This window comes from Streptococcus sp. FDAARGOS_522 (genome assembly GCF_003812445.1).
GTDB lineage: Bacteria > Bacillota > Bacilli > Lactobacillales > Streptococcaceae > Streptococcus > Streptococcus agalactiae.
In genome coordinates this window covers 1,161,754-1,182,500 of the sequence record NZ_CP033808.1, presented here as the reverse complement: position 1 = coordinate 1,182,500, position 20,747 = coordinate 1,161,754, and the positions used below count along the sequence as shown (strand labels likewise).

Sequence of the window (20,747 nt, the reverse complement as noted above, 5' to 3'; positions counted from 1 at the left end):
TGTTCAAAACTAATATTTAAATCCTCTAAAATTTGTAGTACTTTTCGGCCGAAACCTACTTCTCTATTCATTAAGTATTTAGATACGTTTATGCTAGCAAAACGGCTATCAGAAGCGATCCCAGTTACTGCTATGTTACTACGAGTATGCTTTAAAACTATTTTTGTACCAGGCTGTTGGGGATTATTTGTATTTTTAATAACAAGAGGGATTCTGCCACGATAGGCAGGAAGTAAAGCTTCATCATGTAAAACCGAAAAACCCGCATAGGCTAATTCACGCATTTCTTTATAAGTAAGCTCAGGGATAGCGTGAGGGTTCTTAACTACACCTGGATGTGCTGCAAATATACCATCAACATCTGTGAAGTTCTCATAAAGGTCTGCTTTTATGCCTGCTGCAATTAGGGATCCAGTAATGTCAGATCCCCCTCTTGAAAAGGTACAAATTTGGTTATCTTCTGTGACTCCAAAAAATCCAGGGATAACAAGAACCTCATTGTATAGACATAAGTTCTCAATCTTATCATAACTTCCTGGAATAATTCGTGCATTACATGGTTCTTTAGTTACAATAATTCCTGCTTCGTTTGGATGAACATATCTTGCAGGAATGTCATTTTGATTAAAAAACGTTGCAACTAACTTTGCGTTGTTATCTTCACCGGCTGCTAAAAAACAATCATATAAAAACTGATTATTTTCTATGGGAAGTGAAGCTAGCTGCTCTATAGAGCGAGTAATTTCTTCTGCAATAGTGCTTCCTAAAGACAAATCACTAATAATTTCTTGATAACGATTGATAATCCAAGTTTGGTCTTTAACAATATCTTTACCGTTAATATAATTTTGATAATATTGTATCAAAGCATCTGTCATTTTTAAGTCTTCTTCGTAGCGTTTCCCTGGAGCTGAAACGACAACAAACCGTCTAGTGTAGTCTGATTTGATAATATTTAGTACTTTGTATAATTGTTGGGAAGATGCTAAAGAACTTCCTCCAAATTTGACTACTTTCATAGGTTACCTCAAGAATGAATTTTAGATAAATTATAACAAAAGTCAGAAAATTTGTCATTACCTCTAAATTTAAAAGAATGATATAATAGTTACATGTGTAAATATAAAGCAATAATATTTGATATGGATGGTGTTCTATTTGACACTGAATTATTTTATTATAAAAGGCGAGAGCGTTTTTTAAAACAACATGGAATTACAATTGACCATTTACCAATGAATTTTTTTATTGGAGGAAATATGAAGCAGGTTTGGAAATCTGTTTTAGGTGATCAATATGATACCTGGGATATTGATAAGCTCCAACAAGATTATAGTCGCTATAAAGAGGATAATCCCTTGCCATACAAAGATTTAATTTTTCAGGATTGTAAAAGAGTCATTGAAAAGCTTCATCACAAAGGCTATCTTTTGGGTCTAGCTTCAAGTTCTACTAGACATGATATCATGTTAGCATTAGAAAGTTTTAATCTGGATACATATTTTAAGGTAATTCTGTCTGGTGAGGAATTTTCAGAAAGTAAACCTAATCCAGCTATTTATAATAGAGCAGCAGAACTTTTAGATATTCCTAAACAGCAAATTCTTATTGTAGAAGACAGTGAGAAGGGGATTACAGCTGGTATTGCAGCCGGTATTGCAGCCGGTATTGATGTGTGGGCTATTGAAGATAAATACTTTGGAATGAATCAGTCGCAGGCTAATGTATTAGTGAGCGATCTGAGTCAATTTTTTGTGAAATTAGATAACTATTAAAAACGGGAAGTTTAATTCCGTTTTTTAATTTTTTATCTTGCCATGAAAGCTAGGTTTATGATAAAATACAAAGCATGATAATTTGATAATCAAATTATTTTTAATTTTTCTTTCACTCTTAAAGAGAGGAGACATTTTGAAGTTCGAAAATATAATATATGGTATTGATGGCAACGTGGCCACTATTATGCTTAATCGACCAGATATTTCAAATGGTTTTAACATCCCAATGTGTCAAGAAATTATTGATGCAATAAGGCTTGTGTCTGAAAATAAAGATGTCATGTTTTTAGTGATTGAAGCACAAGGACCAATCTTTTCAATCGGAGGAGATTTAAAAGTGATGAAAGCTGCTGTTGAGAGCGATGATATTAGCTCATTAACTAAAATTGCTGAGTTAGTTAATCAGATATCGTATGATTTACTACAGCTAGAGAAACCTGTTGTTATGTGTGTAGATGGGGCTGTAGCTGGTGCCGCAGCTAATATTGCATTAGCAGCTGATTTTGTTATCGCAAGCAAGAAGAGTAAATTTATCCAGGCTTTTGTGGGTGTCGGTTTAGCTCCAGATGCAGGAGGTTTATTGTTACTTAGTAAATCAATCGGTATAACTCGTGCAGTGCAACTAGCTTTAACTGGAGAAAGCTTATCTGCTGAAAAAGCTGAAGCTTTGGGAATTGTTTATAAACTTTGTGAATCAGATAAAATAGGTAAAATTAAGGATCAACTATTAAAGCGTTTAAGTAGACATTCTATAAACTCATATCAAGCCATAAAATCATTAGCTTGGGAAGCTGCTTTTAAAGATTGGGAACAATATAAAAAGCTTGAATTACAACTGCAAGAATCATTAGCCTTTAAGCAAGATTTTAAAGAAGGTGTTCGGGCACACGCTGATAGAAGGCGTCCTAATTTTTTAGGCAAATAGTTTGAAAATCAAATTATTTAAGATTAAAGTCTTGCAAATAAGTTTGAACTTTGATATAATTTGATTATCAAAGTTTAATGTGAGGTGGTGATATCTTGGAATACGATCAGATTAATAGTTATTTAGTTGACATTTTTAATAGAATCATGATTATTGAGGAAATGAGTTTAAAGACTAGCCAATTTAGCGATGTATCTTTAAAAGAAATGCATACTATTGAAATTATTGGGAAACATTCTGAGGTAACTCCTAGCGATGTCGCTCGAGAATTAATGTTAACTTTGGGAACTGTAACAACCAGCCTTAATAAGTTAGAAAAAAAAGGCTACATTGAGCGTAAACGGTCAAGTATTGATCGTCGAGTTGTTCACTTGAGTCTTACTAAGAGAGGTAGGTTATTAGATCGATTGCATAGTAAATTTCATAAATCTATGGTATCTCATATTATTGAAGACCTAGGTGAAGAAGACATAAAAATGTTGACGAGCGCTTTAGGGAATCTTCATAAATTTTTGGAGGACTTAGTCTAGTGGTTTTTGCTAAAATTAGTCAACTTGCACATTATGCACCTTCTCAAATTATTAAAAATGAGGATTTATCATTAATCATGGATACCAGTGATGACTGGATTTCGTCACGTACTGGTATAAAACAACGTCATATTAGTAAAAATGAAACAACAGCTGATTTGGCAAATAAGGTCGCAGAACAACTTATTGAAAAATCCGGTTATTCCGCTAGTCAAATTGACTTTATTATTGTTGCAACGATGACACCAGACTCTATGATGCCTTCTACTGCTGCAAGAGTGCAAGCTCATATTGGAGCGAGTAATGCTTTTGCCTTTGACTTGAGTGCAGCATGTAGTGGTTTTGTTTTTGCCTTGTCTACCGCCGAAAAATTGATATCATCAGGTAGCTATCAAAAAGGTTTAGTAATAGGAGCAGAAACTGTTTCTAAAGTATTAGACTGGACTGATAGAGGGACAGCAGTTTTATTTGGAGATGGAGCTGGAGGTGTCTTGCTAGAAGCTTCTAAGGAAAAACATTTTCTTGCAGAGTCTCTCAATACAGATGGTAGTCGTCAGGGACTTCAATCCAGTCAAGTCGGGTTAAATTCACCTTTCTCAGATGAAGTACTTGATGATAAATTTTTGAAAATGGATGGTAGAGCAATCTTTGATTTTGCTATCAAAGAAGTTTCAAAAAGTATCAATCATCTTATAGAAACATCTTATTTGGAAAAAGAAGATATTGATTATCTTTTCTTACACCAAGCGAATCGAAGGATTTTAGATAAGATGTCTCGAAAAATTGATATAGCACGTGATAAATTTCCAGAGAATATGATGGATTATGGTAATACTAGTGCAGCTAGTATCCCTATTTTACTTTCAGAATCTTATGAGAACGGTTTGTTGAAACTAGATGGTAACCAAACAATCCTCTTATCGGGTTTCGGTGGAGGTTTGACATGGGGAAGTCTAATTGTTAAAATTTAGTTATATATAGTGCATAGCACATTTATAAAAGATTATTTAAAATTTAAGGAGCTAAAAATGGCAGTATTTGAAAAAGTACAAGAAATTATTGTTGAAGAACTTGGTAAAGATGCAGAAGAAGTAACGTTGAACACTACTTTTGACGATCTTGATGCTGATTCGCTTGATGTTTTCCAAGTGATTTCAGAAATTGAAGATGCATTTGATATCCAAATTGAGACAGAAGAAGGACTAAATACTGTTGGTGATTTAGTTGCTTATGTTGAAGAAAAAGTAAAATAATTAAGTCGTAAGAAAAAAAGAAGCAAGTGATAATAAAAGATATTCTTACCAAATCACTTATTAGAGTGAGTATTCAATCAATCGTTGATCGGTACTCACTCTTCTTCTTATCAATATAGTTTGATTGTCAAATTATTAATTTTAGGAAAGAAAAATGAAAACACGTATAACAGAATTACTAAATATAAAATATCCAATTTTTCAAGGGGGTATGGCGTGGGTCGCTGATGGAGATCTTGCAGGAGCAGTTTCTAAGGCAGGTGGTCTAGGTATTATTGGTGGAGGAAATGCCCCTAAAGAGGTTGTCAAAGCAAATATTGATAAAATAAAATCTATGACTGATAAACCCTTTGGTGTGAATATTATGCTTTTATCACCTTTTGTAGATGATATTGTTGATTTGGTTATTGAAGAAGGTGTAAAAGTTGTAACGACGGGTGCAGGTAATCCTGGTAAGTACATGGAGCGCTTTCATGAAGCAGGTATAACAGTAATCCCTGTTGTTCCTAGTGTTGCATTAGCAAAACGTATGGAGAAATTAGGGGCTGATGCTATCATTACAGAAGGAATGGAAGCGGGTGGTCACATCGGAAAACTGACCACGATGACATTAGTACGACAGGTTGTTGATGCTGTTACAATTCCAGTCATTGCCGCAGGTGGTATAGCAGATGGGCGTGGGGCTGCTGCGGGTTTCATGTTAGGAGCTGATGCTGTTCAGGTAGGAACTCGTTTTGTTGTTGCTAAAGAATCTAATGCTCACCCTAATTACAAAGCAAAAATCTTAAAAGCAAAAGATATCGACACTGCTGTTTCTGCTCAGGTAGTAGGTCATCCAGTTCGTGCCTTAAAAAATAAACTAGTAACAACCTATAGCCAAGCAGAAAAAGATTATTTAGCTGGCCGTATTTCAATCAATGAGATTGAAGAATTAGGAGCGGGAGCTCTTCGCAATGCAGTTGTTGATGGGGATGTTATTAATGGTTCAGTTATGGCAGGACAAATTGCAGGATTAATTAAATCAGAAGAGACTTGTCAAGAGATTCTTGAAGATATTTATTCAGGAGCGCGTCAAGTTATTCTTTCTGAGGCAAGCCGCTGGTCAGATTTATAAATACAAATAAGGAGACACTATGAATAAAGTTGCATTTCTATTTGCTGGTCAAGGTGCTCAAAAGTTAGGAATGGCTAGAGATTTATATGAAACTTTCCCGATTGTTAAAGAAACTTTTGATAAGGCAAGTCATGTTTTAGGATATGATTTGAGAGAATTGATTGATAAAGACTTAGACAAATTAAATCAGACGAAATATACGCAACCAGCTATTCTAACGACTTCGACTGCTATTTATCGTTTAATTCTTAAAGAAATTGAACTTAGACCAGATATGGTTGCAGGACTTTCTTTGGGAGAATACAGTGCTTTAGTTGCTTCAGGTGCTATAAGATTTGAAGATGCTGTAGTACTTGTTGCTAGACGAGGCCAACTAATGGAAGCAGCAGCACCTGCTGGTAGTGGCAAAATGGTAGCAGTTTTAAATGCTGATCGTCAAATAATTGAAGATGCTTGTAAGAAGGCTTCTCAGTTTGGTATTGTTAGTCCTGCAAATTATAATACTCCAAAGCAAATTGTTATAGGGGGAGAGTCAATCGCTGTAAATGCAGCTGTAGAAGAATTAAAACAACAAGGAGTAAAACGTTTAATTCCTCTGAATGTTTCAGGTCCTTTTCACACTGCTTTATTGAAACCTGCAAGTCAGAAATTGAGCGATGTTTTAGATAAAGTTCATTTTTCAGTTTCTGAAATCCCTGTAATTGGAAATACAGAGGCGCAGATAATGAAAAAAGACGATATCAAATCTTTATTGGCACGCCAAGTTATGGAACCTGTACGCTTTGATGAGTCTATTGAAACCATGAAAAAAATGGGAATGACACAGGTTGTTGAAATTGGTCCAGGGAAGGTACTCTCAGGTTTCTTGAAAAAAATAGATAGCTCATTATCAGTACATTCTGTTGAAGATAAAATTGGATTTAATAATCTTAAGGAATTAAACTAGGGGAAAATATGCAATTAAAAGATAAGAACATTTTTATTACGGGTTCAAGTAGAGGAATCGGCCTTGCAATTGCCCATCAATTTGCACAATTAGGTGCTAATATTGTTTTAAATGGACGTTCTGAAATATCAGAAGACTTAATAGCTGAATTTGCTGATTATGGTGTAAAAGTTATTGCTATTTCAGGAGATGTTTCTTCTTTTGAAGATGCTAATCGCATGATTAAAGAAGCTATTGCAAGTCTAGGTAGTGTGGATGTGCTCGTTAACAACGCTGGTATTACTAATGATAAATTGATGCTTAAAATGACTGTTGAAGATTTTGAGAGCGTTCTTAAAATTAATTTAACAGGTGCATTTAATATGACACAATCAGTCTTGAAACCGATGACAAAAGCGCGTCAAGGTGCTATTATTAATATCTCTAGCGTCGTTGGATTAACTGGAAATGTAGGGCAAGCTAATTACGCAGCCTCTAAAGCAGGTTTAATTGGCTTTACAAAATCAGTTGCCAGAGAAGTAGCAGCACGAGGCATTCGTGTCAATGCCATTGCTCCAGGCTTTATCGAATCTGATATGACAGATGTTATCCCAGAAAAAATGCAAGAAGCTATTTTAGCTCAAATTCCAATGAAACGTATTGGAAAAGGTAAAGAAGTAGCGCAGGTAGCGTCTTTCTTAGCAGAACAAGAATACCTTACAGGACAAGTTATTGCCATTGATGGCGGTATGACGATGCAATGATAAAGAGGAAATAATATGACATTACAGCGAGTAGTAGTAACAGGTTACGGTGTAACCTCACCTATTGGAAACACACCAGAAGAATTTTGGAATAGTCTTAAAGAAGGAAATGTTGGTATTGGACCTATCACTAAATTTGATTCAAGTGATTTCATGGTCAAAAATGCTGCTGAAATTCATGATTTTCCATTTGATAAATATTTTGTCAAAAAAGATCTGAACAGATTTGATATGTATTCCCTTTATGCCTTATATGCTTCAAGTGAAGCTATTCAACATGCTAATTTAAATTTAGATGAAATTGATGCAGATCGATTTGGTGTCATCGTTGCATCAGGTATTGGAGGGATTCAAGAGATTGAAGAACAAGTGATTCGTCTTCATGAAAAAGGGCCAAAACGCGTAAAACCAATGACGCTTCCAAAAGCTCTACCAAATATGGCAGCTGGAAATGTTGCGATGAGGTTAGGCGCTCATGGTGTATGTAAATCAATTAATACAGCTTGTGCTTCTTCTAATGATGCTATTGGAGATGCTTTCCGTAATATAAAATTTGGTATTCAAGATATTATGGTAGTCGGTGGTGCAGAAGCTGCTATTACAAAATTTGCCATTGCTGGATTCCAAAGTCTTACAGCATTATCAACAACTGAAGATCCATCAAGAGCATCTATTCCATTTGATAAAGATCGCAATGGATTTATCATGGGAGAAGGTTCTGGAATGTTGGTCTTAGAAAGTTTAGAACACGCTGAAAAACGAAGAGCTACTATTCTTGCAGAAGTTGTTGGTTATGGTAACACTTGTGACGCATATCATATGACTTCACCACATCCAGAAGGTTTAGGAGCCACTAAAGCTATTCAACTTGCACTGGTTGAAGCTAATATTAAACCTGAAGAAGTTAACTATGTAAATGCTCATGGAACTTCAACACCTGCTAACGAAAAAGGAGAGAGTCAAGCTATTGTTGCTGCACTTGGGACAGACGTTCCAGTTTCTTCGACTAAATCTTTTACTGGTCATCTTTTGGGTGCCGCGGGAGCTGTTGAGGCAATTGCAACTATTGAAGCGATACGTCATAGTTATGTTCCAATGACTGCTGGAACGACAGAATTATCAGAAGATATTACAGCGAATGTTATTTTTGGTCAAGGGCAAGACGCTGATATTCGTTATGCCATTTCAAATACATTTGGTTTTGGAGGACACAATGCAGTTCTGGCCTTCAAACGCTGGGAGGATTAAATTGGATATTCAAGAGATTAAGGATTTAATGACTCAATTTGATGAGTCAAGTCTGAGAGAATTTTCATTCAAAACAAGTGACGGTGAGCTGTCTTTTAGTAAAAATGAGGGAAAAGCTCCACTTGTCCCAACTATGTCTCCTATGAGTCATCAACCTGAAGCGACTCCAACTATAGCAACTCCTGTCTCTAATGAAGCAGGTGAGCAAACGAAACAAGCTACTGAAGTAGTTTCAGAAATCCCAGAGTCGACTGTGACTGTTGCAGAAGGTGACGTTGTCGAAAGTCCTTTAGTTGGGGTTGCTTATTTAGCTTCTGGACCAGATAAACCTAACTTTGTTTCAGTAGGTGATAGCGTGAAGAAGGGACAAACTTTGATGATTATTGAGGCAATGAAGGTGATGAATGAAGTGCCTGCCCCCCATGATGGTGTAGTTACTGAAATTCTTGTAGCCAATGAAGAAGTTATTGAATTTGGTAAAGGATTGGTACGAATCAAATGATTGATATAAAAGAAATTCGTGAGGCTTTACCTCACCGCTATCCAATGTTATTAGTGGATCGTGTTTTAGAGGTATCAGAAGATGAGATAGTCGCTATCAAAAATGTTAGTATCAATGAGCCTTTTTTCAATGGTCATTTTCCAGAATATCCTGTAATGCCAGGCGTTTTAATTATGGAAGCTTTGGCTCAAACTGCAGGTGTTTTAGAATTATCTAAAGAAGAAAACAAAGGAAAGCTTGTTTTTTATGCAGGTATGGATAAAGTGAAATTTAAAAAGCAAGTTGTTCCAGGAGATCAATTAGTTATGACTGCTAAGTTTGTCAAACGTAGAGGAACTATAGCCGTTGTTGAAGCAATAGCAGAAGTTGATGGGAAATTAGCTGCCAGTGGAACGTTAACATTTGCAATAGGCAATTGAAGATAGTATTGAATTTAGAGGGAGAGAAGCATCAAAAATGTTTAAGAAAATATTGATTGCTAATCGCGGAGAAATTGCAGTACGTATCATTCGTGCAGCCCGTGAAATGGGAATTTCGACAGTTGCTATCTATTCGGAGGCTGACAAGGAATCATTGCACACAATTTTAGCAGATGAAGCTATTTGTGTTGGACCAGCCAAATCAGCAGAATCTTATTTAAACGTTAATGCTATATTATCTGCTGCTATTGTGACTGGAGCGGAAGCTGTTCATCCAGGTTTTGGTTTTTTGAGTGAAAATTCTAAATTTGCTACTATGTGTGAAGAGATGAACTTAAAATTCATTGGTCCATCTGGAGAAGTTATGGATAAAATGGGTGATAAAATCAATGCTCGTACAGAGATGATAAAAGCTGATGTTCCGGTTATCCCAGGATCAGATGGTCAAGTTACAAGTGTAGAAGAAGCTGTATCAATTGCTGAGGAAATCGGCTATCCATTGATGTTAAAAGCCTCAGCCGGTGGCGGTGGAAAAGGAATTAGGAAGGTCAAATCAGCAGATGAATTGAAGCCTGCTTTTGAGTCTGCTTCACAGGAGGCTTTGGCTGCGTTCGGTAATGGTGCTATGTATATTGAAAAAGTTATATACCCAGCTAGACATATTGAAGTACAAATACTTGGAGATAGCTTTGGTAAGATAGTTCACCTAGGAGAACGTGATTGTTCTCTGCAGCGTAACAATCAGAAGGTATTGGAAGAAAGTCCGTCTGTGGCAATAGGTAACACTCTGCGTCAACAAATTGGTGAAGCAGCTGTTCGTGCAGCTGAGGCTGTATCTTATGAAAATGCAGGAACAATTGAGTTTTTGTTAGATGAGAATAGCGGACAGTTCTATTTCATGGAAATGAATACTCGTGTTCAAGTAGAACACCCTGTTACAGAATTTGTAACGGGTGTTGACATCGTTAAAGAGCAGATTCGTATCGCTGCTGGAATTCCTTTATCAGTTTCTCAAAATGATATTAAGTTAACTGGTCATGCGATTGAATGTCGTATTAACGCAGAGAATCCACAATTTAATTTTGCGCCATGTCCAGGTACCATTAATGGGTTACATCTACCTGCTGGCGGTATGGGCTTACGTGTCGATTCAGCGGTTTACACAGGCTACACTATTCCTCCTTATTACGATAGTATGATTGCGAAAGTAATTGTTCACGGAGAAAATCGTTTTGATGCACTTATGAAAATGCAACGTGCCTTATATGAGCTTGAAATTGATGGTATTGTAACAAATACAGAATTTCAAATGGATCTCATTTCTGATAAAAAAGTCTTGGCTGGGGATTATGATACTTCATTCCTGATGGAAGACTTTTTACCAAGGTATTATGGTAACAATCAATAGGAGGGAAGATGGCTTTATTTAGTAAAAAGGATAAATATATCCGTATTAGTCCAAACAAAGCATTAGGGTCTTCTGATAAACGTAGTCTTCCTGAGGTTCCTGATGAACTCTTTGCTAAGTGTCCTTCTTGTAAACATATGATTTATCAGAAAGATTTAGGATTAGCAAAGATTTGTCCAGCTTGTTCTTACAACTTTAGAATTTCAGCGCAAGAACGTCTGTTGCTAACAGTTGACGAAGATAGTTTTGAGGAATTATTTACAGGAATTGAAACTAAGGATCCTTTGAATTTTCCAAACTACCGTGAAAAACTGGCTGCTACACGTCAAAAGACTAACTTAGATGAAGCGGTGGTGACAGGTTTAGCTAAAATAAAAGGACAAACTACGGCCTTAGCTATTATGGATTCTCATTTTATAATGGCGTCTATGGGAACGGTCGTAGGCGAAAAGTTGACAAGATTATTTGAGCTAGCAACTGAAAAGAAATTACCTATTGTTATTTTTACAGCGTCAGGGGGCGCCAGAATGCAAGAAGGTATTATGAGTTTGATGCAAATGGCAAAAGTATCGGCAGCAGTTAAACGCCATTCTAACCAGGGATTGTTTTATTTAACAATTTTAACAGACCCAACAACCGGCGGCGTTACTGCGAGTTTTGCTATGGAAGGTGATATTATTCTGGCTGAGCCACAAGCGTTGGTTGGTTTTGCTGGTCGTCGTGTTATCGAAACAACAGTGAGAGAAGATTTACCTGAAGGCTTTCAAAAGGCAGAGTTTTTGTTAGAACATGGTTTTGTCGATGCTATTATAAATCGAACAGAATTACGCGACTGCATTGCTCAACTAATTGCTTTCCATGGAAATGAGGTTGGTCATGAATAATGATGTGACAAGAATTTTAAAAGATGCGCGTGATCAAGGGAGGCTAACTGCTCTTGACTACGCTGAATTGATTTTTGATAATTTTATGGAACTTCATGGTGATCGCCAGTTCGCAGATGACAAATCAATTATAGGAGGTTTGGGGTACTTGGCAGGGCGTCCTGTGACGATTGTCGGTATTCAAAAAGGTAAGAACCTTCAAGATAATTTAGACCGTCATTTTGGTCAACCACATCCTGAAGGTTATCGTAAGGCTTTACGTTTAATGAAACAAGCTGAGAAGTTTGGAAGACCTGTTATAACCTTCATCAATACTGCTGGAGCATATCCTGGGGTAGGTGCTGAGGAGCGAGGTCAGGGTGAAGCAATTGCTAGAAACCTCTTAGAAATGAGTGATTTAAAAGTCCCTATTATAGCTATTATTATTGGTGAAGGGGGTTCTGGAGGAGCATTAGCTTTAGCTGTTGCCGATAAGGTTTGGATGTTGGAACATACTGTTTATTCTATTTTAAGTCCTGAGGGCTTTGCCTCTATTTTATGGAAAGATGGTACAAGAACAACAGAAGCAGCACAATTAATGAAGATGACTGCTGGAGAACTTTACCATATGGAAGTTGTAGACAAAGTAATCCCTGAACATGGTTATTTTTCAAGTGAGATTGTCGATATGATTAAGACAAGTTTAATTTCAGAGTTAGAAGTGCTCTCACAATTATCTCTTGAGGATTTATTGGAACAACGTTACCAACGTTTTAGAAAATATTAATAGAAAAAGGCTGAGTTATTTACTCAGCCTATATTTAGTTTTTCAAGGTATTATCATAGTTATAGTTTCATATTTTGTTATAATTGATAAAAAGGAGATATATCAATGACACTAGCATTAGCCAATTTTTAGATTGTAGTCTAATCCAAAATTTTCAGAAAGAGTCATTTCGAACACTTTATTCTAAGTACCATTATTTAGGCTCTCCTTAACTTGAGACTCTATCTGTTATTGAAGAGAAATTTTCTAGAAAAAATAGCTATTATTAGATTTTAGAAGGCTATGAAAAGATTGGTTTTTAAAGAGTTCCATTAAGTGATGAAGAAAGTAAAGCTTGGTTAGTTATAATTGCGATTAGACCTTGTTTCTAGCAACGAGGCTTCGCTAGAAATACTTTAAAAGAACTTGAAAGTATGTATAGATATATATAATCGTGAAAACTTAACTATTGTTTACATGGAGAAAAAGAATGTATCAAGAATTAAATGATTATTTAGAATTCCAATCAATGAAGTATATTATGCCTGAGAAGGCAGGCCCTTTAAAGGACGATATGCAAACTTTTAAGGCAAAGGGCCAACTTGCTAGGAATAGCTTTACAGAGTTATCAAGAGCCTTAGAACAACGTATGGATGGCTTTAAAATGCAAAGAGTGAGTAATTGGGCTAATCAAGCTCAAGTAGGGCGTCCACATTTTTGGGTTTATTATCGAAAGGATACAGACCAATTAGATGATGTGGCTGTTGCGCTAAGGGTTTATGGTGTAAAAGATAGTTTTGGGGTTAGCCTTGAGGTAAGCTTTGTAGAGAGGCAAAAATCTGATAAGACACTCGAGAAGCAGGCTAGAGTGTTATCGATTCCGATTGCCTCTCCATTGTATTTTATGGTCCAAAGGCAAGGTGAAACTCATCGAGAAGAAGGCAATGAGGAAAATCGTCAACGTTTAATGCAAGAAATTAAGTCAGGGAAGGTAAGGAAAGTATTGGTAAAATATGACGTTCTTTTGACTGAAAACCAGAGCTTAGAAAATATTCTGCAACGATTGTTAGAAGGCTTTGAGAAAGTGTTACCTTACTATCAAGTTTGTCAAACTATTAGCTAAGTTCATAGAAAAAATGAGTTGGTATACCAACTCATTTTAGAGTGCCTAATTTGGTTTAATAATATCGATATTACCCATATATGGACGAAGAACTTCTGGGATAGTCACAGAACCATCTTCATTTTGATAATTTTCGAGGATTGCTGCTACAGTACGTCCAACTGCAAGTCCTGAACCATTTAAAGTATGAAGCAACCTAACTTTGCCATCAACTTCGTCACGGTAACGAATTTGAGCACGACGTGCTTGGAAATCTTCAGTATTAGAACATGAAGAAATTTCTCGATAAGTATTTTGAGCGGGAATCCATACCTCTAAGTCATACGTTTTAGCTGCTGAGAATCCCATATCTCCTGTACACAAGGTAATGACACGGTATGGGAGATTAAGTTTTTGAAGAATATTTTCAGCATTTGCTGTCATTTTTTCTAATTCTTGGTATGATTCCTCAGGCTTGGCAAATTTCACCATTTCTACTTTATGGAATTGATGAAGGCGAATTAATCCACGTGTGTCACGTCCTGCAGAGCCTGCTTCTGAACGGAATGATGGACTCATGGCAGTAAAGTATATAGGTAATTCTTTCCCATCGATAATTTCATCACGATAATAGTTTGTTAAAGGAACTTCAGCTGTTGGGATAAGTACGAATGGGCTATCTGCTAATTCGAAAGTATCTTCCTTGAACTTTGGATATTGTCCCGTACCGAACATTGAATCGTGGTTAACCATATAAGGAGGGATCACTTCAGTGTACCCCTCCTTAGCGTGTTCATCCAGCATGAAGCTGTAGATAGCACGCTCTAAACGAGCACCTAGACCTTTGTAGAAGAGGAAGCGAGAGCCAGTAACTTTTGCACCACGTTCCCAATCGAGAATTCCAAGGCTTTCACCTAAATCCCAGTGAGCTTTGGTCTCAAAATCAAATTCACGAGGAGTTCCCCAGCGACGAACTTCAACATTTTCATCCTCGTCTGCTCCAAGCGGCACATCATCAGCTGGTGTATTAGGAAGTACGGTCACCATTGATTGTAAATTAGCATCCACATCTGCCAATTCCGCATCAATTGCTTTGATATCAGCGGAAAGTGTTTGCATAGCTGCGATTTGCTCGTCTGCATTCTCTTTATTTCGTTTTGCTTGAGCAATGGCAGCAGAAGCAACATTACGTTGCGCTTTCGCCTCTTCAGCTTTGATAAGTAGTTCACGGCGTTTTATATCAAGTTCTTTAAGGGTTGTTAATGTTTCTTGGTCAACACCACGCGTGGCCAATTTTTTAGCGACAACATCAAAATCTGTACGAATACGTTTTAAGTCTAACATATAGGAATCTCCTTTATACTAAAAAACACCCTGTCATGCTGGAGCGCAAAGGCGCGGTTCCATCCAGCTTCACAGAAGTGCACTTGATTGATTGATTAAATTATTTCCCATAAATGGAACACGGTAGAATTTCATAAAACAATCTTATCTGCTCGCAACGACCGCAGACTCTCTGAAAAGAACTATTATACTACTTATCCGTTAAGGTTATTATATCCAAAAATAAGTAAAATGTAAACCTTAACTTTATAAGCCTGCTCTTTGTTTTAGTGAAATAGCTATGCTAAAATATGATTATGGAAAAGTATACAAGTATTAAACAATCAGGTCGTCATTACGGCTTAGACCTTTTAAGGATTATTTCCATGTTCATGATTGTTATTACGCATGTTCTTGGAAAAGGTGGTCTGAGATCTTCGGTTGAGGGACACGCAGACTCCTATTTTATAGTAACGTGGATTATCCAAGTCTTAGTTTATGGGGCCGTTAACTGTTACGCACTAATAAGTGGTTATGTGGGAATTAATTCGCGTTATCGTTACTCAAAATTACTGTCTATCTGGGCACAGGTTTTTTTCTACACCTTTACAATAACAGCACTTTTTGCAATCACAGGTCATGAAGTGACCTTGCTTAATTGGAGAGATGCTTTTTTCCCTATTGTCAGTGGGCAGTATTGGTACATTACTGCTTACTTTGGTCTATTGGTTTTTATGCCTGTTATTAATAATGGATTAAATGCCTTGACTGATAAACAATTAAAACAATTGGTTTTGTTAATGTTTATTATTTTTTCAATTTTACCAGCTGTTTTAAATAATCGTGTTCCAGAATTTTCATTGAGCAAGGGTTTTGAAATGACTTGGCTACTGATTTTATATATTATTGGTGCCTATTTGAAACGTATTGATTTAAATATATTTAAAACGTCATATTTACTTATAATTTATCTATTATCATTGGTTGCTACTTATGCCATGAAGTTTAGCGTTGGTGATATTTGGTATTGGTATGTTTCGCCTACTTTAACTTTAGGGGCGGTAAGTTTGTTTATATTATTTGCTAGAGCAAGCATTAAGCCCTCGGGATTCTTAAAGAAAATAATTGTTGTATTAGCCCCTTCAACCTTGGGAGTTTATCTCTGTCATCTCCACCCACTAATAGTAAAATATTTTGTAAGAGATTTTGCAGAGACGTTTGTTTATGAGTCCATTTATCTTTACCCATTTTTAATTTTAGGAGCAGGGATTTTAATTTATTTGTTGGCTTTTATTGTAGAACGTATTAGATTACGAATATTTAAAGCAATCCATTTTTCTAACTTTTTGAGATGGTTTGATGACAAGTTCCCATATTAATATTAGAGTTAAAAAATAAGATAGACTATAGTCTATCTTATTTTTTAAACTTGAATATTTTTAAAATGGTCTGGATGAGGGTAGGAAGCTTAACAACTTTATCGTCTCCAATATGTCGTCTCGCATGCTTTAATATCGTTCCAGAGTCTTTAGAGGCGAATAAAAATTTTCCTTGGTCTGTAAAGACCTCAAAGTGACGACTAATTTTTTTTCGACTAACATTAGCTCCAATTTGATTGATTGATGTCCATGGAATTTGAATATAGTCGTTGACATTTTTATCGTTATAGAATTCTAATGCCTGGTCACCAACTAAAAATTTTCCAACTTTATTCCCCATACCTAAATACGAAACTCCTGTTGTTTGAAATTCAACAGTTTTGTTTAATGATTGTGCCATGACTAATCCCTTTTTAATTTATAGTAGTTTGATTATATCATAATAGTGGGACTCTAAGTGGATTTTATGTAATAAAATATAAGAGATGGAATACTATTGTAACCATCTCTTAGTTTTATTACATCACACCTGCAAGGCGAGCTAGAATACCAACGATAAACAAACCGATGATAATTGTAATTGGTGATACTTTCTTCTTAAGTAACCACATACAGAAGAATGTAAGAAGTAATCCAGCTAAACCAGGAATAAGTGAGTCAAGTTGTCCTTGAAGTGTTTGTGGTTGCATTTTATCAAGGCTTAAGCCACTCTGAACTTGTCCTAGGATATCATGCAATTGTTGTCCACTAACATGGTCTTTAGGGAAATTGATGTATGCCCCTTCTGACAATGTCTTTTTAGGAAGGTCTACAGTAAAGTTAATTGCTACCCAACGCTTAACAAGGACAGCAAGGATGAACATACCAAGGATTGAAGCACCTTTAGTAATATCTTGGAGGATACCACCAGACATATCTTTAGTAATTTCTTTACCTGATTTGTAACCTAACTCTTGTGTGTACCATAAGAATGACATACGAATGAGGTTCCAACCAACAAAGAAGATGATTGGTCCGAGGATATTACCAGCAGAGGCAAGTGAAGCACCAAGAGCACCTAAGATAGGACGTACAGTAAACCAGAATACTGGATCACCAATACCAGCAAGAGGTCCCATCATACCGATTTTAACCCCTTGAATTGCTTTGTCTTCGACAGGTGTACCGCTTGCTTTTTCTTCCTCAAGAGCAAGGGTTACACCGATAATTGGAGCAGCAACGTATGGATGTGTGTTAAAGAATTCCATATGGCGCTCAAGCGCAGCAGCACGATCTTCTTTAGTAGTGTAAAGTTTTTTCAATGCTGGGATAAGAGCATAGGCCCACCCCATATTTTGCATACGCTCATAGTTCCAAGAACCTTGAAGGAATTGTGAACGCCACCAAACTTTTTGACGATCTGATTTTGATAATTTAATTTGTTCAGTCATTGTTTAGCTCCTTTCTAGTAGTCCTCTAAGATATCGCCGATAGGATCGTTAGAACCTGCGTTAGAAGTACCTTTGCTTCCACCCATTTTTGATAAACTGATGTAGATGAGGGCGATAGCAACACCAATAGTACCCATTGCAATAAGAGTTAACTGGTTCAAAGCTGCTAGAGCAAATCCAAGAGCAAAGAAAGGCCAAACTTCGCGAGTAGCCATCATATTGATAACCATAGCGTAACCAACGGCAACAACCATGGCACCACCAACTTGCATACCACCATTTAACCAATCAGGCATTGCTTCAAGAATACTTTGTACTGAAGAAGATGGAATAGCTAAAAGAAGCGCAGCTGGGAATGCAATACGTAATCCTTGGAGAAGGAGGGCGATAAAGTGAAAACGTTCAATTGCTGCGAAGTTTCCTTCAGAAGCAGCTTTGTCACCAGCGTGAACAAGTGCAGTTGAGATTGTACGAACAATCATTGTAAGGAAAAGTCCAGCAATAGCTAGAGGTACAGCAGTAGAGAAGGCAAAGTTGATACCTTTTTGAGTGAAGTCACCACTTTTAACCAAAATAATAGCAGCAGCAACAGAGGCAAGTGCAGCGTCTGGTGCTACGGCAGCTCCGATATTTGCCCAAGCAAGAGCAATCATTTGGAGACTACCACCAAGAATAATACCCGCTTCGAGGTGACCAGTTACAAGACCGATTAAAGTACAAGCAACAAGAGGTTGATGGATTTGGAATTGGTCGAGGATACCTTCAAGACCAGCAAAGAAGGCAACGATAACGACCAAAATCATTGAGATAATTGAAATATCCGCCATTTTGATATCCTTTCGTTTTCAGAGATAATAAGTTATTTTACGTTTGCTTTGTTGATTAAATCAAACAAATTCTTTTTAGCGTCATTTGGTACTTTACGTACATCAAATGATACACCTAAGTCACGTAATTTTTCAAAGGCAGCAACATCGTCTTTATCCATTGAAAGAACGTTGTTTACCATTGTTTTACCAGTTGAGTGAGCCATTGAACCAACGTTCAATTCAGGGATTTCCACACCACCTTCAATTGCACGGAGTGCATCTTGTACAGTTTCAAATAAGATCAAGGCACGTGTGTTTCCGAAACGTGGGTCTTTAGCTACTTCAATTAATTTACTAATTGGGACAACGTTTGCTTTGACTCCTCCAGGAGCAGCTTGCTTAATCAATTGTTTACGAAGTTCATCTTTAGAAACTTCATCAGAAGCAACGATAATACGGTTTGCTTTTGATGCTGGAGTCCATGCAGTTGCAACTTGACCATGTAAAAGACGTGTGTCAATACGAGCAAGATTAATTTTAAGCTTGCCATCTCCAATAACAGTTCCTTCAGGGATAGATCCACTTTGTTTAACTTCCGCAGGAACATCTGCAGGAACACCTGCTACAGGAGTAGCTTCTACAACAGGATTAAGTTCTTCTGGAAGGGCTTTGATACCTTCCTTAGACTCTTTAATAATATTTGCGGCAACTTGTTCAACACCTGCATTAGCGTCCATCATACGCTCAGTATAGGCTTGGATAAGCATTGGCAAATTGAGACCAGTGATGATAGCCATTTTACGTTCAGGATTTTCTCCCATAACACGGCTTGCTTGGTTAAATGGTGACCCACTCCAAAGGTCAGCTAACACAAGCACCTCATCATCAGCATCAAATTGTGCGATAGCATTGTTGAAGTGTCCATACAAATCATCTGGTCCTTCATTTGGCATGAAAGTTACAACTTGAACTTTTTCTTGTTCACCAAAGATCATTGAACCTGATTGATGAATACCTTCAGCAAATTTACCATGGCTGGCAATAATAATACCGATACCCATTCTTGTTCTTCCTCCTTAAAAAATTTTTTCGTTGACATAAAGAAGAATAATCTCCTTCCAATCGTAAAATTGGCCATTCTTTTTCATTTCAACGAAATTATAGAACAGATATATTTTAAAACGTTTTCAGAAAAAAATCAATACTATTTCTAATAAAATTTAAAAAAAAGATATTTTTTTCACAAATACCTTTTATAATAGGGGAAGAGAGTGGTAACTTTTTTTGTTAATAATATAGTAGAAAACCTAAAAAACGATTTCTATTAGAATTCTGTTTCAATAGAGATCATTTTGGAAAATACTACAATAATAATTTTTCTAGAGTTTTAGCAACACCATCTTCTTCGTTTGTCCATTGGATTTGTTGGTCGGCATATGGAAGTAGAGTTGGATTAGCATTTTTCATAGCATATCCTGTATGTGCAAAGGCCAGCATCTCGGTGTCATTGTGTTCATCTCCAAAGGCAATCAAATTTTCTTGTGAAAAATTGAGTGATTTTAATAAATGTTTGAGAGCATAAGCTTTGTTAACACCTTTAGGTGAAAATTCGAGTATATTCAATGGACCACCCCAAGAATCTACTTCTAGTTCGTGATTAAAATGTTGTCGTAACTCTTTAGCTAACTCATACTTATCTTTATGACGTGTTTGCATCAATAGAGCATTTGGATTGCGTGTGATTTTAGTAACATCTAATGCCATTTTATCAGTAATTTCATTGACACCGAATAATTGTGGGTTAATTTTATCACGATTATCCATAGTAATGTAAAAATTTTTACGGTATTCGCTAGCAATAAAATCGGCTTGGATAGCATCTGATAAATTTAAGGTTTCAAGGAGTAATTTTTTATCAATCGTTGCACTACGCTCAAACGCCCACTTTTTTTCGGGGATATGAGTTAAAGCACCATTAAAATTTATCATTGGTGTTTTTAAATCTAGGCGTAAATAATGAGCGAGTGCCATACGGTATGGGCGTCCGGTTGTAATAATTACTTTGTGTCCTTGAGCTTGAACTTTTCGAAGTGTATCAGCGGTGTAGTCAGAAATAGTGTTATTATTATGTAATAGAGTACCGTCTAAATCTACGGCGATAATTTTCTTTGTCATGCTGACATTATATCAAAAATAGATTTCAATAAAA

Annotated in this window: 23 protein-coding genes (1 of these 23 running past the window's edge); 16 read left to right on the top strand and 7 right to left on the bottom strand. The window is 36.5% G+C overall.

The window, feature by feature from the left end:
* Positions 1 to 1,019, bottom strand: the 5' portion of a protein-coding gene (locus tag EGX70_RS05930; RefSeq protein WP_000869695.1) for an aspartate kinase. Its footprint begins 334 nt before the window's first position; 1,019 of the gene's 1,353 nt are visible here — the first part of the coding sequence; the start codon lies at positions 1,017 to 1,019; its stop codon lies beyond the left edge, outside the window.
* Positions 1,020 to 1,112: 93 nt separating this feature from the next.
* Between EGX70_RS05930 and EGX70_RS05925 the strand changes: the two genes are divergently transcribed.
* From EGX70_RS05925 to EGX70_RS05850, 15 genes are all read left to right on the top strand, one after another.
* Positions 1,113 to 1,775, top strand: a complete 663-nt coding sequence (locus EGX70_RS05925; RefSeq protein ID WP_000335410.1) for an HAD family phosphatase — start codon at positions 1,113 to 1,115, stop codon at positions 1,773 to 1,775.
* Positions 1,776 to 1,911: 136 nt separating this feature from the next.
* Positions 1,912 to 2,703, top strand: coding sequence for an enoyl-CoA hydratase (locus EGX70_RS05915; RefSeq protein WP_000667365.1), 792 nt, complete (start codon positions 1,912 to 1,914; stop codon positions 2,701 to 2,703).
* A gap of 95 nt (positions 2,704 to 2,798) precedes the next feature.
* On the top strand, positions 2,799 to 3,233 hold the full coding sequence (locus EGX70_RS05910) for a MarR family winged helix-turn-helix transcriptional regulator (RefSeq protein ID WP_000455488.1): 435 nt from the start codon (positions 2,799 to 2,801) through the stop codon (positions 3,231 to 3,233).
* A complete protein-coding gene (locus EGX70_RS05905; protein WP_000230695.1) occupies positions 3,233 to 4,204 on the top strand; it encodes a beta-ketoacyl-ACP synthase III in 972 nt (323 codons plus the stop codon). The genes EGX70_RS05910 and EGX70_RS05905 overlap by 1 nt, the downstream gene beginning before the upstream one ends.
* A 57-nt stretch (positions 4,205 to 4,261) precedes the next feature.
* Positions 4,262 to 4,486, top strand: coding sequence for an acyl carrier protein (locus EGX70_RS05900; protein WP_000257836.1), 225 nt, complete (start codon positions 4,262 to 4,264; stop codon positions 4,484 to 4,486).
* Between the two features lie 154 nt (positions 4,487 to 4,640).
* Complete coding sequence (fabK, locus tag EGX70_RS05895; RefSeq protein ID WP_000857467.1) at positions 4,641 to 5,600, top strand: enoyl-[acyl-carrier-protein] reductase FabK; 960 nt, start codon at positions 4,641 to 4,643, stop codon at positions 5,598 to 5,600.
* Positions 5,601 to 5,619: 19 nt separating this feature from the next.
* Positions 5,620 to 6,546 (top strand): ACP S-malonyltransferase, encoded by a 927-nt coding sequence (gene fabD / locus EGX70_RS05890; RefSeq protein ID WP_001044779.1) that lies wholly within the window; start codon positions 5,620 to 5,622, stop codon positions 6,544 to 6,546.
* Between the two features lie 8 nt (positions 6,547 to 6,554).
* The gene (fabG, locus tag EGX70_RS05885; protein ID WP_001176108.1) at positions 6,555 to 7,289 is read left to right on the top strand and encodes a 3-oxoacyl-[acyl-carrier-protein] reductase; all 735 of its coding nucleotides are present in this window, start codon (positions 6,555 to 6,557) and stop codon (positions 7,287 to 7,289) included.
* A 15-nt stretch (positions 7,290 to 7,304) separates the two neighbouring features.
* Positions 7,305 to 8,537: a beta-ketoacyl-ACP synthase II gene (fabF, locus tag EGX70_RS05880; RefSeq protein ID WP_000175071.1), complete on the top strand. Its 1,233-nt coding sequence runs from the start codon at positions 7,305 to 7,307 to the stop codon at positions 8,535 to 8,537.
* 1 nt (position 8,538) lies between these two features.
* Positions 8,539 to 9,039, top strand: a complete 501-nt coding sequence (accB, locus tag EGX70_RS05875) for an acetyl-CoA carboxylase biotin carboxyl carrier protein (protein WP_000354298.1) — start codon at positions 8,539 to 8,541, stop codon at positions 9,037 to 9,039.
* Positions 9,036 to 9,458, top strand: coding sequence for a 3-hydroxyacyl-ACP dehydratase FabZ (gene fabZ, locus EGX70_RS05870; protein ID WP_000565430.1), 423 nt, complete (start codon positions 9,036 to 9,038; stop codon positions 9,456 to 9,458). The genes accB and fabZ overlap by 4 nt, the downstream gene beginning before the upstream one ends.
* A 37-nt stretch (positions 9,459 to 9,495) precedes the next feature.
* Positions 9,496 to 10,866 carry an acetyl-CoA carboxylase biotin carboxylase subunit gene (gene accC, locus EGX70_RS05865; RefSeq protein WP_000473511.1) on the top strand — a complete coding sequence of 457 codons (1,371 nt, stop codon included), beginning with the start codon at positions 9,496 to 9,498 and terminating at the stop codon, positions 10,864 to 10,866.
* Between the two features lie 8 nt (positions 10,867 to 10,874).
* Positions 10,875 to 11,750, top strand: coding sequence for an acetyl-CoA carboxylase, carboxyltransferase subunit beta (accD, locus tag EGX70_RS05860; RefSeq protein ID WP_001173385.1), 876 nt, complete (start codon positions 10,875 to 10,877; stop codon positions 11,748 to 11,750).
* Positions 11,743 to 12,516 carry an acetyl-CoA carboxylase carboxyl transferase subunit alpha gene (locus EGX70_RS05855; RefSeq protein WP_001058274.1) on the top strand — a complete coding sequence of 258 codons (774 nt, stop codon included), beginning with the start codon at positions 11,743 to 11,745 and terminating at the stop codon, positions 12,514 to 12,516. The genes accD and EGX70_RS05855 overlap by 8 nt, the downstream gene beginning before the upstream one ends.
* Positions 12,517 to 12,985: 469 nt before the next feature.
* Entirely contained in the window at positions 12,986 to 13,618 is a 633-nt protein-coding gene (locus tag EGX70_RS05850) for a hypothetical protein (RefSeq protein ID WP_000284171.1), read from the top strand.
* Between the two features lie 45 nt (positions 13,619 to 13,663).
* On the opposite strand, the gene serS is transcribed toward EGX70_RS05850, so the two are convergent.
* Entirely contained in the window at positions 13,664 to 14,941 is a 1,278-nt protein-coding gene (gene serS / locus EGX70_RS05845; RefSeq protein WP_000886193.1) for a serine--tRNA ligase, read from the bottom strand.
* Positions 14,942 to 15,306: 365 nt separating this feature from the next.
* Here serS and EGX70_RS05840 point away from each other — a divergent pair, with 365 nt between their 5' ends.
* Positions 15,307 to 16,299, top strand: coding sequence for an acyltransferase family protein (locus EGX70_RS05840; RefSeq protein WP_000480862.1), 993 nt, complete (start codon positions 15,307 to 15,309; stop codon positions 16,297 to 16,299).
* A gap of 37 nt (positions 16,300 to 16,336) precedes the next feature.
* Here EGX70_RS05840 and EGX70_RS05835 read toward each other — a convergent pair whose 3' ends face one another.
* The 5 genes from EGX70_RS05835 to EGX70_RS05810 all read right to left on the bottom strand — a co-directional run bounded on the left by EGX70_RS05835 (position 16,337) and on the right by EGX70_RS05810 (position 20,713).
* On the bottom strand, positions 16,337 to 16,699 hold the full coding sequence (locus EGX70_RS05835) for a DUF956 family protein (protein ID WP_000079341.1): 363 nt from the start codon (positions 16,697 to 16,699) through the stop codon (positions 16,337 to 16,339).
* 118 nt (positions 16,700 to 16,817) lie between these two features.
* Positions 16,818 to 17,729: a PTS system mannose/fructose/sorbose family transporter subunit IID gene (locus EGX70_RS05830; RefSeq protein WP_000139227.1), complete on the bottom strand. Its 912-nt coding sequence runs from the start codon at positions 17,727 to 17,729 to the stop codon at positions 16,818 to 16,820.
* A 14-nt stretch (positions 17,730 to 17,743) separates the two neighbouring features.
* Positions 17,744 to 18,556, bottom strand: coding sequence for a PTS mannose/fructose/sorbose transporter subunit IIC (locus EGX70_RS05825; protein ID WP_000763690.1), 813 nt, complete (start codon positions 18,554 to 18,556; stop codon positions 17,744 to 17,746).
* A gap of 32 nt (positions 18,557 to 18,588) precedes the next feature.
* Complete coding sequence (locus EGX70_RS05820) at positions 18,589 to 19,599, bottom strand: PTS sugar transporter subunit IIB (RefSeq protein WP_000511101.1); 1,011 nt, start codon at positions 19,597 to 19,599, stop codon at positions 18,589 to 18,591.
* Positions 19,600 to 19,900: 301 nt separating this feature from the next.
* Positions 19,901 to 20,713 carry a Cof-type HAD-IIB family hydrolase gene (locus tag EGX70_RS05810; RefSeq protein ID WP_000162325.1) on the bottom strand — a complete coding sequence of 271 codons (813 nt, stop codon included), beginning with the start codon at positions 20,711 to 20,713 and terminating at the stop codon, positions 19,901 to 19,903.
* Between the last annotated feature and the right edge of the window lie 34 nt (positions 20,714 to 20,747).

Bases quoted from the DNA above. Each gene is read 5' to 3' on its own strand.
- EGX70_RS05925 (WP_000335410.1), top strand. From the start codon at position 1,113: ATGTGTAAATATAAAGCAATAATATTTGATATGGATGGTGTTCTATTT.
- EGX70_RS05900 (WP_000257836.1), top strand. From the start codon at position 4,262: ATGGCAGTATTTGAAAAAGTACAAGAAATTATTGTTGAAGAACTTGGT.
- fabK (WP_000857467.1), top strand. From the start codon at position 4,641: ATGAAAACACGTATAACAGAATTACTAAATATAAAATATCCAATTTTT.
- fabD (WP_001044779.1), top strand. From the start codon at position 5,620: ATGAATAAAGTTGCATTTCTATTTGCTGGTCAAGGTGCTCAAAAGTTA.
- fabG (WP_001176108.1), top strand. From the start codon at position 6,555: ATGCAATTAAAAGATAAGAACATTTTTATTACGGGTTCAAGTAGAGGA.
- fabF (WP_000175071.1), top strand. From the start codon at position 7,305: ATGACATTACAGCGAGTAGTAGTAACAGGTTACGGTGTAACCTCACCT.
- fabZ (WP_000565430.1), top strand. From the start codon at position 9,036: ATGATTGATATAAAAGAAATTCGTGAGGCTTTACCTCACCGCTATCCA.
- accC (WP_000473511.1), top strand. From the start codon at position 9,496: ATGTTTAAGAAAATATTGATTGCTAATCGCGGAGAAATTGCAGTACGT.
- accD (WP_001173385.1), top strand. From the start codon at position 10,875: ATGGCTTTATTTAGTAAAAAGGATAAATATATCCGTATTAGTCCAAAC.
- EGX70_RS05855 (WP_001058274.1), top strand. From the start codon at position 11,743: ATGAATAATGATGTGACAAGAATTTTAAAAGATGCGCGTGATCAAGGG.
- EGX70_RS05850 (WP_000284171.1), top strand. From the start codon at position 12,986: ATGTATCAAGAATTAAATGATTATTTAGAATTCCAATCAATGAAGTAT.
- serS (WP_000886193.1), bottom strand. From the start codon at position 14,941: ATGTTAGACTTAAAACGTATTCGTACAGATTTTGATGTTGTCGCTAAA.
- EGX70_RS05840 (WP_000480862.1), top strand. From the start codon at position 15,307: ATGTTCATGATTGTTATTACGCATGTTCTTGGAAAAGGTGGTCTGAGA.
- EGX70_RS05835 (WP_000079341.1), bottom strand. From the start codon at position 16,699: ATGGCACAATCATTAAACAAAACTGTTGAATTTCAAACAACAGGAGTT.
- EGX70_RS05830 (WP_000139227.1), bottom strand. From the start codon at position 17,729: ATGACTGAACAAATTAAATTATCAAAATCAGATCGTCAAAAAGTTTGG.
- EGX70_RS05825 (WP_000763690.1), bottom strand. From the start codon at position 18,556: ATGGCGGATATTTCAATTATCTCAATGATTTTGGTCGTTATCGTTGCC.
- EGX70_RS05820 (WP_000511101.1), bottom strand. From the start codon at position 19,599: ATGGGTATCGGTATTATTATTGCCAGCCATGGTAAATTTGCTGAAGGT.
- EGX70_RS05810 (WP_000162325.1), bottom strand. From the start codon at position 20,713: ATGACAAAGAAAATTATCGCCGTAGATTTAGACGGTACTCTATTACAT.